This is a genomic window from Bradyrhizobium sp. WCU1, assembly GCF_053474805.1.
Genome location: NZ_CM130280.1, coordinates 2,192,357 through 2,206,015 on the forward strand (window position 1 = coordinate 2,192,357; position 13,659 = coordinate 2,206,015).

At 65.0% G+C, this 13,659-nt stretch carries 13 protein-coding genes; 5 read left to right on the forward strand and 8 right to left on the reverse strand.

The window, feature by feature from the left end:
• Nucleotides 1-97 precede the first annotated feature (97 nt).
• From ACTUWL_RS10035 to ACTUWL_RS10045, 3 genes are all read left to right on the forward strand, one after another.
• Nucleotides 98-574, forward strand: a complete 477-nt coding sequence (locus ACTUWL_RS10035; RefSeq protein WP_021080974.1) for a MarR family winged helix-turn-helix transcriptional regulator — start codon at nt 98-100, stop codon at nt 572-574.
• Nucleotides 575-723: 149 nt separating this feature from the next.
• Nucleotides 724-1,923: a hypothetical protein gene (locus ACTUWL_RS10040; RefSeq protein ID WP_021080975.1), complete on the forward strand. Its 1,200-nt coding sequence runs from the start codon at nt 724-726 to the stop codon at nt 1,921-1,923.
• Between the two features lie 198 nt (nt 1,924-2,121).
• The gene (locus tag ACTUWL_RS10045; protein ID WP_021080976.1) at nt 2,122-2,586 is read left to right on the forward strand and encodes an ester cyclase; all 465 of its coding nucleotides are present in this window, start codon (nt 2,122-2,124) and stop codon (nt 2,584-2,586) included.
• 94 nt (nt 2,587-2,680) lie between these two features.
• On the opposite strand, the gene ACTUWL_RS10050 is transcribed toward ACTUWL_RS10045, so the two are convergent.
• Both ACTUWL_RS10050 and ACTUWL_RS10055 read right to left on the reverse strand, forming a co-directional pair.
• Nucleotides 2,681-3,148 (reverse strand): PaaI family thioesterase, encoded by a 468-nt coding sequence (locus ACTUWL_RS10050; protein WP_021080977.1) that lies wholly within the window; start codon nt 3,146-3,148, stop codon nt 2,681-2,683.
• A gap of 19 nt (nt 3,149-3,167) precedes the next feature.
• On the reverse strand, nt 3,168-3,746 hold the full coding sequence (locus ACTUWL_RS10055; RefSeq protein WP_035652654.1) for a bifunctional transcriptional activator/DNA repair enzyme AdaA: 579 nt from the start codon (nt 3,744-3,746) through the stop codon (nt 3,168-3,170).
• Between the two features lie 206 nt (nt 3,747-3,952).
• On the opposite strand from ACTUWL_RS10055, the gene ACTUWL_RS10060 reads away from it, so the two are divergent.
• On the forward strand, nt 3,953-4,627 hold the full coding sequence (locus ACTUWL_RS10060; protein ID WP_021080979.1) for a hypothetical protein: 675 nt from the start codon (nt 3,953-3,955) through the stop codon (nt 4,625-4,627).
• Nucleotides 4,628-4,648: 21 nt separating this feature from the next.
• Here ACTUWL_RS10060 and ACTUWL_RS10065 read toward each other — a convergent pair whose 3' ends face one another.
• A complete protein-coding gene (locus tag ACTUWL_RS10065) occupies nt 4,649-5,065 on the reverse strand; it encodes an META domain-containing protein (RefSeq protein WP_035652656.1) in 417 nt (138 codons plus the stop codon).
• Between the two features lie 146 nt (nt 5,066-5,211).
• A complete protein-coding gene (locus tag ACTUWL_RS10070; RefSeq protein ID WP_021080981.1) occupies nt 5,212-6,882 on the reverse strand; it encodes an L-lactate permease in 1,671 nt (556 codons plus the stop codon).
• 310 nt (nt 6,883-7,192) lie between these two features.
• Here ACTUWL_RS10070 and ACTUWL_RS10075 point away from each other — a divergent pair, with 310 nt between their 5' ends.
• A complete protein-coding gene (locus ACTUWL_RS10075; protein WP_021080982.1) occupies nt 7,193-8,935 on the forward strand; it encodes an ABC transporter ATP-binding protein/permease in 1,743 nt (580 codons plus the stop codon).
• A gap of 126 nt (nt 8,936-9,061) precedes the next feature.
• On the opposite strand, the gene ACTUWL_RS10080 is transcribed toward ACTUWL_RS10075, so the two are convergent.
• The 4 genes from ACTUWL_RS10080 to ACTUWL_RS10095 form a co-directional block, all read right to left on the reverse strand.
• A complete protein-coding gene (locus ACTUWL_RS10080; RefSeq protein WP_035652669.1) occupies nt 9,062-10,051 on the reverse strand; it encodes a TorF family putative porin in 990 nt (329 codons plus the stop codon).
• 382 nt (nt 10,052-10,433) lie between these two features.
• A complete protein-coding gene (locus ACTUWL_RS10085) occupies nt 10,434-10,823 on the reverse strand; it encodes a hypothetical protein (RefSeq protein ID WP_021080984.1) in 390 nt (129 codons plus the stop codon).
• A 255-nt stretch (nt 10,824-11,078) separates the two neighbouring features.
• Nucleotides 11,079-12,395: a glycolate oxidase subunit GlcF gene (gene glcF, locus ACTUWL_RS10090; protein ID WP_021080985.1), complete on the reverse strand. Its 1,317-nt coding sequence runs from the start codon at nt 12,393-12,395 to the stop codon at nt 11,079-11,081.
• Nucleotides 12,392-13,630 carry an FAD-binding protein gene (locus ACTUWL_RS10095; protein ID WP_021080986.1) on the reverse strand — a complete coding sequence of 413 codons (1,239 nt, stop codon included), beginning with the start codon at nt 13,628-13,630 and terminating at the stop codon, nt 12,392-12,394. The genes glcF and ACTUWL_RS10095 overlap by 4 nt, the downstream gene beginning before the upstream one ends.
• Nucleotides 13,631-13,659 lie beyond the last annotated feature (29 nt).

Here is a 13,659-nt window from a genome sequence, read left to right on the forward strand (position 1 = left end):
GGTTTACTCCTTTGATATGGTGCTATGATGTCAGTTCGATCTGATGGATACGTATCAATATTGACATTATGATGTCAATATACCGCTATGGTGACAAATGCCCCAGACCAAGCGAACGCCGGCGGGTGAAGCCCTGAGCGGCCTGATTCTCGACCTGTTCAGGCTCAACAGCCTGCTGTTCACGTCAGGCGACCGGATGGTGGCCGGGCTCGGGCTGACCAGCGCCCGCTGGCAGATCCTCGGCGCCATCGTCGCCGCCGAACGCCCGCAACCAGTGGCATGGCTGGCGCGCGACCTCGGCGCTGCCCGGCAGAACGTGCAGCGGATCGTCAACGACCTCGCAAGGGACGGGCTCGTCACCTTCGAGACCAACCCGCATCACCGCCGCGCCCAACTCGTGGTGCTGACCGACAAGGGCCGGCAAGCCTTCGACGCGGCGATGCGCCTGCAACTGCCGTGGGTGAACCGCCTCGCCGACGGATTGTCCGTGAAGGACATCGAAACCGTGGCCCGCGTCGTGACGACGCTGCGCGGCAGGCTGGAGAGCGGCGAGGACCCTGACCCGCGCGCATGACGCGCGGCACGCTCCATTTGCCGTGACAGTGCCAGAAGTCACTTCGTCCAACCGCGGCGGCCGCCGTCACGCGGCCTTCTTTTTTGCGCAATGACACGGAGGTTTGCTAGTTACGACGGAACCGATTCTGCCCTTCGAGGACTTATCGTATGCGCGCGCTCCCGCTCCTGCTGCTCGGTCTTGCCGTCGCTTCGGCGCCTGCCCTCGCCCAGATGAAGCTGCAAACCAAGCCGGCAGCCAGTGGCGGCCCCGAGACGCGCTACTTCACCGCGATCGACGGCCTGATGGACGGCAATGCCGACGTCGTCCTGAAGGAAACCCGCCAGGGCAAGACCGTAACCGCGGCGGTGCTCGATGTCTGCTATCCCGCCGACAAGAGCTCCGACCGCAAGGACCGCTTCGTCGCTAACCTCGCCATCAGCGGCCAGACCCTCTCCGGAACCACCCAGAGCGTCGCCGACAAGCAGCCGGTCACCGTCAAGCTGAACCGCAAGCAGACCGGCGACAGCTTTGAGTTCCGCGGCCAGATCACGATCGGCCAGACCGTGACCGAGGTCGCCTCGACGGATAATTCCGATCTCAGCGAGAAGGAATTCCAGGACAACCAGGCCACCGAGGACGGCATCACGCCGCAGCCGAAGGATTTTACCGACGTCTCGCCGGAATCGATCGGCGTGCGGGTGAAGCTCGATGCAGCATCCGACTTCCTCAAGAGCCTGAAGGGCGAGGCCGTCGAGATCGGCACCTCCAGCCTCCCGGTGACCTGCGATGCGTTGCGCTCAGGCGAGCAGACCATCAACCTCACCGTCGATCCCGAGCACGCCAGCGCGCTGCTCGCCAAGGCGAAAGCGGCGCCCGGCGTCACCGCGGCCGGCTGGACCAGCGGCGTGGTCGAGATGGACCGAACCATCCGCTTTGCCGCCGCCGACTGGCGCGATGGCGACAGGATCAACAAGGACAAGCTCGCGTCCGCGATCGCGGGCGTGCTGGCGAAGACACTGGCGGCAAAGCCCGCCTCCGCAACCTGGAATGCGAACACCGGCAAGCTCAAGCTGGTGCTGAAGCGGCCGAGCTCGATCTACCCTGCGCTCGGCCTCACCCAGAACTACGAGGTCACCGCCCTCGTCTCGCCCGACAAGCCCGGCAGCTCCGACAAACTGATGCTGTGGGTCTCGAGCCCGACGGTCTCGACCTCGGACGACAGTGCCGGCGCCAAGCTCAATCTGTCCGACGATTCGAGCAGCGACGAGGAAGGCAGCGAGACCAAGGACGACAACGGCGCGATCGACGCGCTGCTCAAGGAGTTCAAGGGCCAGCGCTGGGACGCCGACAAGTCGGTGTGGCGTTGAGCCACCCGCTTCCCGATTACTCGACGACGTTCGGGAAGCGGCGCCAAGCATCATGTCGACAAAGCGGAATTTCGTCTGAAGGCTGACCGCGCGCCCGATCCGGAATCGGGTGGTGCGGCACGCGTCTCGCATTGCCTAATGCGCGCATTGACACAGCACCGGTCGTGAAACCGGCAACGCGCAATTGGAGACGATGAGATGTCAGAGCAAAACAAAAATGTAGTCGGCCGATGGTTCAAGGAGTTCTGGGGCAACCCGTGGAATCCGCGCATCATCGAAGAACTCGCGGCGTCAGACATCGTGGTGCACTACCCGATGCACGAACCGAAGAAGGGCCGCGCCGCGGTCACGCAGTTCATGACCGAGTTTCGCGAGGCGTTTCCGGATCTCAATTTCTGGGGCGTCGGCGATCTCGTCGCGGAAGGCGACCTCGTCGTCGGCCGCTGGGAAGGCGGCGGCACGCACACCGGGCCAGCGTTCAGCGACTTCCGGCTCGGCTCGCTGCCCGCGGCTTCGGGCCGCAAGATGACATTCGCCGGCACGACCGTGCTGCGCGTGCAGGACGGACGGATCGCCGAGGAGCTCGGACAGGAAGATGCGATCACTGCCATGCTGCAGCTCGGCCTCATTCGCCTGCCCGAGCAGAGTGGTTACGCGGGTTGAACCGACCCTTCGTCGACCAGACACGCTCCAACCTTCTGGGCCGGCATCGCATCTCCTGGTGCGGTGCCGGCTCAGTCTCTCCAGGTATTCCGCATCAAGCAGGAAAGATCAGGCACGTCGTCGTGCCATGCGCGAGCAGCCGTCCCTTGGCGTCGGTGACCCTGCCTTCGGCGGTGCCGACGCGACGTCCGCAATTGAGCACATGGCCCTCGGCCCGGATCGGGCCAGTGTCGGGCGTGATCGGCCGCAGCAGCGAGATCTTGAACTCGAGCGTGGTCTGGCTCGTTCCGGCGTCGAGCATCGACTGCACCGCAAGTCCCATGCAGCTGTCGAGCAGCGTCGCGGTGAGACCGCCATGCACGGTGCCGGCCGGATTGAGATGCGCATCCGTCGGCAGCAGCGTGACGACGACGCGGCCGCGTTCGGCCTCAGTGACATCATAGCCGAGGGTCCGCGCGATGGTGTTGAGCGGCAAGGCGCCGGAGGCGAGCCCCTGGACGAATTCGAGGCCGCTCATCGTGAGTTTCCGTTCGGCACTGACGGTGCCGTAGCTCCTGGCCATTCGCTGATCTCCGTTGGGTTCATTGCAGCATGACGCCTGGCGGCCGCTTCCGTCGCAACGAGGCGGGAGAGCGGCCGTAGAGTTTTGCGAAGGCGGCGTTCATGCGCCTTGCGCTGGAGAAGCCGGCACGTTGCGCCACCAGCGCGAGCGCAAGATCGCCGCCGTCGATCAGGCGCTTGGCGCGCTGCACGCGCAGCGACAATGCGACCTGCAGCGGCGAGGCATCGAGGTGCTCGGCGAACAGCCGCGACAGATGCCGCGTGCCGATGCCGAGCCGGTCGGCCAGCGCCGCGACATTGCCGCGGTCGAGTGCGCCGGCTTCGATCAGCGCCAGCGCGCGCTCGACGGTCGTCCTGGTGCCCTTCCATGCCGGGCAGAACGGCGCCGCCTCGGGACGGCAGCGCAGGCAGGGCCGGAAGCCGGCGCGCTCGGCTGACGCCGCGCTGCCATAGAACCGCACATTGCGGGCGAGCGGCGTGCGCGCCCGACAGACCGGGCGGCAATACACGCCCGTGGTCTTGACCGCGACGAACACGACGCCGTCCCAGGCCGGGTCGCGGCGTTGAAAGGCGGCATATTGTGCGGCGAAATCAAGCATGCGACCGCTATAGCCGCGGCCGCACGCCGAAACGACCCGGTTTGCGGAGACGACGTCCGGAAACGACCGCTGCGTGCGAGCGCCCCCGGGCATTTACGGGGACCTGCGACCAAAAGACTTCGTGCTGCCGCAGTTCGGTCACCGAAAATTAAGGCTCGATTTAGTTTCGAGGATCATCCTTTGCGTCATCGAACACAGGTCACGCCATGCAAGACCGCGAGCCGATCAATCCTGAGAGCATCTGGCCGTCAGATGCGACGGAGGGTCATTCGCCGGCGCAGACGGCGGACCTCTGGGACGTCTCCAGCGAGAATCACGACGCCGCCCTGCTGCTGCGGGAGCCGTTCGCCGACCGCATCGGCACCGCGCTGCTGGCAGCCACCGCGCTCGCCGCGAGCTTCGTGCTGGGCTGGACCGGCGGCGCCAACTGGCATGACTTCGTGGGTCCCGCGCCGGTCCCGGTGGCCCAGAAGGAGGCGCCGGCCCCGCACGTTGCGGAGGCACCGCCGAGCCGAAAGAGCGAAAGCCCGCGCCGGACCGCGTCCAACGCCGAGCCATCGGTCACCGGCAGCATTCCCAAGCCCGTCGCCAACCCGCGCCCGCAAGTGCTGGGGGCAGCGCCCACGACGCTCGGCGCGCAAGCCGCCGCGCTCGGATCAAAGCCGCTGCTTTCGGCGGGACCGGAAACGCGGCCGAGCACGATTCCCGGATGGTCGGTGGTCGAGGTCCGCGACGGCACCGCCGTGCTCGAAGGGCCGGAGGGCGTCAAGATGGCCGCGCGCGGCGACGTCGTCCCCGGCCTCGGGCGGGTCGATTCCATCGTGCGCTGGGGCAACCGCTGGATCGTCGCCACCGCGAGCGGATTGATCGCGACGCCCTGAGCGCCGGCACGACGCTTTCGATCAGTTGCTGTTGATCACGAAGCGCAGCTGCTTGCTGCCGATGAACGTGACCTGATCCCCCTGCCGCCGCCAGCTCGTCATGTCGCCGAGCGCCGCCAGCAGATCCTTGTCGGCCTGCGCCCGGTCCGGCGTGCAGGTGCGGTTCTCCAGCGCGCCGGGCACGAACACGATGGTGTTGCCGGCAACCGAGAACTGGCCCTTGCCGCCATCGCACCACAGCTCGAGGATCACCTCGCCATTGTCGCCGACCTCGATCGAGGGAATCCGCTTCGAGCCCGGCATGCGCGCGGCATCGAGCGTCATCACGAAGCCGAACGGGAATTCCTCCTGAGCCTTGGCCGGAACCGCGGCAAGCGCCGCTGAAACCAACGCCAGCACCGCCACGCCGCCGTTCAAAATCCGCTGCATCGAGCTCATGCCATTCCCCGCAATTGCGACGCCGCCCTTGTATGGGACGAGGCCGCGATTGGCCAGCTTGGCCGCGCGGGAAAAGATCCTGGAAACGCAAAATCCCCGCGGGCTCGCACCCACGGGGATCCTGGTTTGGGCGACGCCTCGCCTCGTTATTTCAAGACCATTGCAGTGAACGGGTAGACGTAGGCCTGCAGCGTCACGAACAGGCCGACCAGACACGCCAGCACGATCGAGTGCAGGAACACGTAGCGCAGGATCGAGCCCTCGTGGCCGTACCAGTTGGTCGCGGTCGAGGCGACCACGATCGATTGCGCGTCGATCATCTTGCCCATCACGCCGCCCGAGGAGTTCGCCGCCGCCATCAGCACCGGCGGCAGGCCGAGCTGCTCGGAGGTGATCTTCTGCAGATTGCCGAACAGGATGTTGGACGAGGTGTCCGATCCGGTCAGCGCCACGCCGAGCCAGCCAAGCAGGGTGCCAAAGAACGGGTAGAGCACGCCGGTCGCGGCGAAGGCGAGGCCGAGGGTGGCATCGACGCCGGACAGCCGGGTCAGCGTCCCGATCGCCAACATCGCCGAGATCGTGATCAGCGAGATCGCGCAGAGGCGGATGGTGCGACCATATTCTGCGACCAGTTTGAGCGGCGAGAAGCCCATCAACAGACCCGAGATGATCGCCGCGATCAGCAAGCCGGTGCCGGTGAACGACAGGTAGGTGAAGCCGAACACCGCGCCTTCCGCCGTCGGCTTAGGCACCACCGGCGGCACCTTGAAGATCAGCTTGTCGAGCTCAGGGACCGGATAGTTCCAGACGAAGTTGGCGTTGGCCCAGGCCTTGAAGGCACCGTTGCCCCAGATCAGCATCAGGACGCAGACGATGATCCACGGCAGCAGTGCGCTCCAGAGTTCGCCTTGCGTCAGCGGCGTCTTGTCGAGCGGCGGGGCGGAGGCCATCGTCGCCGCCGATTCATCGCGGCCGCGCAGTTTCGGCGACAGCCAGAGATGCTCCGGCTGCCAGACCTTGAGAAACAGGATCAGCGCGCCCATCGAGATCAGCGAGGCGCCGATGTCGACGATCCAGGGATTGATGTAGTTCGAGATCACGAATTGCGGGACCGCAAACGACACGCCGGTGACCAGGATCGCCGGCCACACTTCCTTCATGCCGCGCCAGCCCGCGAATGCCCACACCACCCAGAACGGCACGATCAGCGAGAACAGCGGCAACTGCCGGCCGACCATGGCGCCGAGGATGTAGGGATCGAGCCCGGTGACCGAGGCGAGGCCCTGGATCGGCGTCCCCAGCGCGCCGAAGGCGACCGGGGCGGTGTTCGCGATCAGCGACAGGCCGGAGGCTGCGAGCGGCGAGAAGCCGAGCCCGATCAGCACCGCGCCGGTGATCGCGACCGGCGTGCCGAAGCCCGAGGCGCCTTCGAAGAAGGCGCCGAACGAGAACGCGATCAGCAAGAGCTGCAGCCGGCGATCCTCGGTGACGCCGCCGACCGCGCGCTTCAACAGCTCGAACTTCCCGCACCTCACCGTGACCTGATAGAGGAAGATGACGTTGAGCACGATCCAGCCGATCGGGAAGAACCCGGTGACGATGCCGAGGATCGACGCACGGATCGACATGCCGGCCGGCATGGTGAAGACGAAGATCGTGATCAGGTTGGTCACGATCACGGCGATGATGGCGGCGATGTGCGCCTTCACCTTGCCGCTCGCGATCAGGACCAGCAGCGTGACCACGGGAACGGCGGCGGCGAGCGTCGATAGCCCGGCATTGCCGAGCGGATTGTAGATTTGATTCCAGGTATTCATCTCAGGGTCCTTCCCACATTCTTATGCAGCGCGCCGGCATCGGTGCTGGCAGGCGCGCTGGCGCGATTGCGGGAGTCCGTCGGAAAAGTCTCTAGCCCCGGCTCGCGAATGAACGATCGGTAAGGATCGCTCACATCCTCGCGAAAAATCGAAGGTCCCCCGCCCCTCGCCGTTGTCGTCATGCTAGGGTTGACTCGATCGCCGGGACAAGCCAACGCTTGCATGCCAGGCTTACGACTTTAGTCGAGGCCCACGCCGATTGTCCCGACTCTTCAGGCCTTTGCGGCCGCTTCCCCGGAGACGATAATCTGTGAAAAACATTCGCTCGACGCTCGCGACGGTGTGGCGCATCGCCTCGCCCTATTTCAACTCCGAGGACAAATGGGCCGGCCGTGGCTTGCTGGCGGCGGTGATCGTCATCGAGCTCGCCAGCGTCTTTCTCACCGTGCTGTTCAACCGCTGGAACAATGTTTTCTACAACGCGCTGCAGGAGCGCGATCAGGCGGTCTTCAGCTATCAGATCGGCTATTTCTGCGTGCTCGCGGCGTTCTGGATCGGCCTGAAAGTCTACCAGCTCTACCTCAATCAATGGCTGCAGATCCGCTGGCGACGCTGGATGACCACGCGCTATCTCGGCGGCTGGCTGCACGATGCCAACCACTATCGCATGCAGCTGCTCGGTGATGCCGCCGACAACCCGGACCAGCGTATCGCCGACGACACCCAGCGTTTCGTCGAACAGACCCTGACGCTCGGGATCGGACTGTTGAGCTCCGTGGTCACGCTTGCGTCCTTCGTGGTGATCCTGTGGGGCCTGTCCAATCAGGCGCCGCTGCATCTGTTCGGCAACGACATCGCGTTTCCCGGCTATCTGGTCTGGGGCGCGCTGGTCTACGCGATCCTCGGCACAACCTTGACCCATCTGATCGGCCGGCCGCTGGTCGACCTCAATTTCCGGCAGCAGCGGTTCGAAGCCGATTTCCGCTTCAACCTGGTGCGTACCCGCGAGAACGCCGAGCAGATCGCGCTGCTCGAGGGCGAACCGGCCGAGCGCACGCGGTTGCTCAATCGGTTCGGATTCGTGGTCGGGAATTGGCTCGACATCATGCAACGAACCAAGAAACTGACCGCCTTCACCGCGACCTATTCGCAAGCCGCTGTAATCTTCCCCTACGTGCTGATCGCGCCGGCCTATTTCGCCAACAAGATCCAGCTCGGCGGCATGATGCAGACCGCGTCGGCCTTCAGCAGCGTGCAGGATTCACTGTCCTTCTTCATCACCGCCTACCGGACGCTGGCCGAATGGCAATCGGTGGTCGCACGTCTTGACGGCTTCGAGGGCTCGATCCGCGGCGGCGATGCTTTCGCGCAGCGGCAGGACATCATCCGCGTCAAACCCGCAGGCCGCGACGGCATCGAACTCGACGACCTCGTGGTCACCCTGCCCGACGGCAAACCGTTGCTCGCGGCTGACGGCTTCAAGCTTCCCAACCACCAACGCACCCTGGTCACCGGCCCCTCGGGCGCCGGCAAGTCGACGCTGTTCCGTGCCATCGCCGGCATCTGGCCGTTCGGCAAGGGCGCGATCAATGTCCCCGCGAATGCCAGCCTGATGATGCTGCCGCAACATCCCTATCTGCCGATCGGGTCGTTGCACGACGCCGTGGTTTATCCGGGCGCGGCCGCGCAATTCGATGCGGGGCGGGTCCGCGAGATCCTCACCGCCGTCGGATTGCCGCAGCTCGCGGCGCGGCTCGCGGAGGAGGCGCACTGGAACCGGATGCTGTCGCTCGGCGAGCAGCAGCGGCTCGGCATCGCGCGGGCGCTGCTGCATCAACCGCAATTCCTGTTTCTGGACGAGGCGACAGCCTCGCTCGACGAGCCGTCCGAAGCCGCGCTCTACAGGCTGCTCGCCGACAGCCTGCCCGATACCGCGGTGGTGTCGATCGGCCATCGCTCGACGCTCGACGCCTTCCATCAGCGCAACGTCGCGCTGGTCCGTGACGGCGACCGCTTCACCCTGCACGACAGGGTCGAGGCTCCCGCGTCATAGGCGAGCGAAGCGAGGGCCAGAGGTGCGGTTCACCTCTCCCCGGTGGGGAGAGGTGAAAAACAAAGCCGCCGAAAACAAAAAGGGCGGCAGATTGCTCTGCCGCCCCATTGATCCCGGAAAGGGAAATTACTTCAGATTGGACATCGCGGTCAGGTCGACCGAGAGCTTGGCGATACCAGCCGCACCGCACCAGTTGGAACCAGTGCCGCCCGGATTGATCGGGGTGACGTTGGTGGTGCCGCCCGCGGTGTAATCGCTGGTGAAGGCGCTGCAATTGCCCTTCGACATGTCGGTGTCGGAATAGCGCAGATCGAGCGTGAACACCTTGTAGGTGAAGCCGATGCCGATGTTCCAGGTGTTGTAGTCGGCATACTTGATGCCGTTCGGGAACGCCGGGACGCCGTAGAAGCTGTCGGAGGTGCCGAGCCACTGCCGGCCGAACTCACCCGACACATACAGGCCGACGCCGCTGGTGCCGAACACGGTGCTGGGCGCGGTGTACTTGCCGATGATCGACGAATAGTTGCCCCAGGCGCCGGTGTTCAGGAAGTTGGGCGAGTAGTATTCGTTGATCGTGAACGCCCAGTTGTCGTTGATGGTCCAGGTCGCCTTGCCGTAGACCTCGAAGAACGAGACGTCCTTCTTCATCACGTTGCCGTTCGGCAGGAAATTGGTCAGGCACTCGTTGCCGAGCGGTTTGCCCGCAGTGTCGGTAGCGGCGCCGAAGTAGCAGGTTCCGCCCGGATACAGGTAACCCCAGACACCGATGTCGAAGGCGAAGGCGCCGAAGGTCGGGCGGATACCGCCGTAGACGTCGACTTCCGCCGCAGCACGGTTGGCGAAGGAGATGCTTTCGGTCGAGGTGCCGATGTAGAGCTGCAGGTCCTTGTTGACGTTGTAGCGCGGCTCGAAATAGGCGGTGACCGATGGATTATGGTTCGACTGCGTGACGCCGCGGAAGATGTAGTCGCTGACGATGCCGGCGCCGAAGGCGATATCCCAGGGATCGAAGGGAGCCGGCGGCGGCGCCTTGACGGCCTTCACCGCCATGTCAGCTGCCATTGCCGAGCTCGAAATCATTGCTAGCGCCGTTGCTAACAAAGCCAGTTTCTTCATGACGGTCCCCATCCAAATGTCCAGACAGCCCAGCTCCGGTGGCCCCCAGGGCGCGCGATAACGGACTGCAACTCAATCGTGTGTGATCAATCTGAAACGCAGCTCCCTTTTGGAGAAGGCGAAAAGACATGCATCTGCCGACTTTTTAGGCGTTCTGGCAGTCCCGGCACACGTTGGTTGATGGGTGTTGCATTTGCACCACAAAACTGAGGCTCCCGTTCCGGTTGAACGACCCGCTCAGCCGGAAATGAGCAACGGTTCGACACACTGCGGGCGGTGCCGACGCGAATCGTCTTCTCCGCAAAACTACGGACCACTGACACGGAAAAAGCCGCAGCGGCGTCCGCTGCGGCTTCGGTCGGATGAACCGGTGCAGGTTCGGTCAGTGGTGCTCACCATCGGAGGTGCCCCAGCTCGGCGCCGGCTCGTGGCTCGGCGTGGCCCAGCTCGGGGCCGGCTGCGGCGCAGGCTCGGGCGCCGGCGTGGCTGCAACCGGGGCGGCCGGCTTCGGCGCGGCGGCCTTCTTCGGAGCGCTCTTCTTGGCAGCTTTCTTCGCAGCCTTCTTGGGTGCGGCCTTCTTCGGAGCAGCCTTCTTCGCAACTTTCTTGGCAGCCTTCTTGGCTGACTTCTTCGCCGATTTCTTTGCAGACTTCTTCGCGGCCTTCTTGGCCGACTTCTTTGCGGACTTCTTGGCCGACTTCTTCTTGGCCGCTACCGCCTTCTTGGCCTTTTTGGCCTTCTTGCTTTTCTTTGCCTTCTTCGACTTCGCCATTGTGGTCCTCCTATTGCCGCTGATTTGAGTCCACCGCGTATTGAAGTGATCGCTTGCCGGTCGTTGGCTGCGCCTCGGGGAGAGGCGCCCTCCACTTCACTTGTCGGGCATGATGGCCGCGCGATCGCTTCGCGTCTGTGGCAGGGAAGCGCCTGACTTTCACATTGCTTCAGACACATTGCGTCAGACATGTTGCGTCAGGCACGTTGCGTCAGGGCAAGGCTGAGGTCCGGATCATGCTCGAGTGGCAGTCGATCAATTCAATCCTGGCCGGGGACCTCCTGTCGCCCAATCGAGAAGCTCAATCGTGTGCACCACAGGAACTGACGTACCGCCGGCAATCTGAACCATGCACCCAATATTGCCCGCGGCGATCATGTCCGGTTTGACAAGCGCAATATTGGCGACCTTGCGATCGCGCAATCTGCTCGCAATGTCGGGCTGGAGAATGTTGTAGGTCCCCGCCGAACCGCAACACAAATGGCTCTCGGGTACATCTTTCACCACGAATCCATTCTTGGAAAGCAATTCTTTCGGAAGTTGAGTGATTTTCTGTCCATGCTGCAACGAACAAGCCGAGTGATAGGCGACGGTGACATCGCCTATCTGCGTTGAAGGCGCGAGCTCGAGGCCGGCGAGATACTCGGTGATATCCTTCGCCAGCGCCGAGATTCGCTGCGCCGGCCCGGCGAATGCTTTGTCCTCGCGCAGCAGGTAGCCGTAGTCTTTGACAACTGTCCCACAGCCCGAGGTCGTCACCAGAATGGCGTCGAGCCCGTTCTGGTCCGCTTCCCTTTGCCACACCGTGATGTTGGCCCGCGCGCGCGCCAGCGCGTCGCCGTCCTGTCCCATGTGATGGGTCAACGCGCCGCAGCATTGCTCGTCCCTGACCAGCACCACCTCGACGCCGTGCCGGGTCAGCACGTTGATGGCGGCCTGATTGATCCGCGGCGCCAGCACCTGCTGGGCGCAGCCCTGCAGCAGCGCGACCCTGCCGCGGCGCCGCCCGATTGGCGCAAACACGGTTCCCGCTGCCGGTCCCGGCTGCGGCAGGCCGCGCGGCGCGAGCGCCAGCATCGCCTTGATCCGCCGCAGCAGGCCGGGGCTCGCCGCGCCGACCGACGGCGTCGGGAGCAGCGCTGCGAACGGCCGGGCGAGCCCGGCCAGGATCATGCTGGTCCGGAACAGGCCGGGACGCGGCAGCACGAAAGCGAGCACCGACCGCAGCAGCCGCTCGGTCAGCGGCCGCTGATAGTCCCGCTCGATCCTGACCCGGGCCTGGTCGACGAGGTGCATGTAGTTCACGCCCGACGGACAGGTGGTCATGCAGGCAAGGCACGACAGGCAACGGTCGATATGCTTGACCACCTCAGCCGTCGGCGGCTTGTCCTTCTCCAGCATCTCCTTGATCAAATAGATGCGGCCGCGCGGGCTATCGAGTTCGTCGCCGAGCAGGACATAGGTCGGGCAGGTCGCGGTGCAGAAGCCGCAATGCACGCAGGCGCGCAGGATCTTGTCGGCTTCCTGGATGTCGGGATCGGCAAGCTGAGCCAGGGAAAATTCGGTCTTCATGCACCCCCGCCTCGTATCATCCGGCCGCGGTTGAGCACCGATCGCGGATCGAAGCTCGCCCGCACCCGCTCGCCGAGCGCGGCAAGCCCGGCCGCCTGCGGCTGGAACACGTCGACCGCGCGGCGCACATCTTCGCTGGCCCGGATCAAGGTGGCGTGTCCGCCGATCGCCTCGACATGGCTGCGGACCAGCACGGCATGCGCGTCGGCGTTGGGCGGCACCGCGGCCCAGATCAGCGCGCCGCCCCAGTCATAGATCACCTCGCCGCCGGTCTCACGCGCCAGCGCCTGGCCGAACGCGCCACCCGAGGCCGGCGGGCAAACGATGCGCCACACCGGCCAGGTCCCGAGCGCGCCGTTCGCGGCGAACGGCAAGACGTCGCGCAGCGCGCTCCAGATCGCAGCAGAAGCATCGTCAGCAAGGACGTCGACCGTTGCATAGGACGAGAGGGTCTGGCTCAACGAAGCGGCCCGGTGGATCGCCGAGGCCGAAATCCCCTCGAGCCGCACCAGCGTGACCGGCTGGCCGGAGGTTGCGAGGCCGGCGAGCGCGCCGGTTCCGGAGCGCAGCGCCGAACCAGGCAGATGCGCCGCGCCCGAGACGTCGAACGGCGAGCCCAGCGCCGCGGTCATCGCCTTGTTGGCGGTGACGTCGTCGAGGCCGCGCAGCACCAGCGTCCGCTCGGCCTCCGGCTTCGGCATGACCTTGAGTGTCACTTCGGTCATGACCGCGAGTGTGCCCCAGGACCCGGTGAGCAGCTTGCAGAGATCGTAGCCGGTGACGTTCTTCACCACCCGCCCGCCGGTCTTGAAGCCGTCGCCGAAGCCGGACACCGCGTGCGCCCCGAGCAGATGATCCCTGATGCCGCCGGCCTTGATGCGGCGCGGACCGGCAAGGCCGGCGCCGATCATGCCGCCGATCGTGCCGGCGCCCGCGCTGCCGAGCAGCACCGAAATGTCCACCGGCTCGAAGGCGAATTGCTGGTTCTTGGCATCGATCAGGGATTGCACGTCGGCGAGCGGCGCGCCGGCCTCGACGGTGATGATCAGCTCGTTCGGCTCATAGGCGGTGACCGCGTTCAGCACCGACACGTCGAGCACCGCATTGGTCGCCATCGGATGGCCGATGGCGCGCTTCGATCCATGACCGATGATCTCAAGCGGCTGCTCGCTGGCGATCGCCGCGCGCACCACCTCTTCGACATCCTTGATGTCTCTGACTTTGAGCGTTTCCACAGGCTAGGCGGTATCGAAATTCGGCTCCG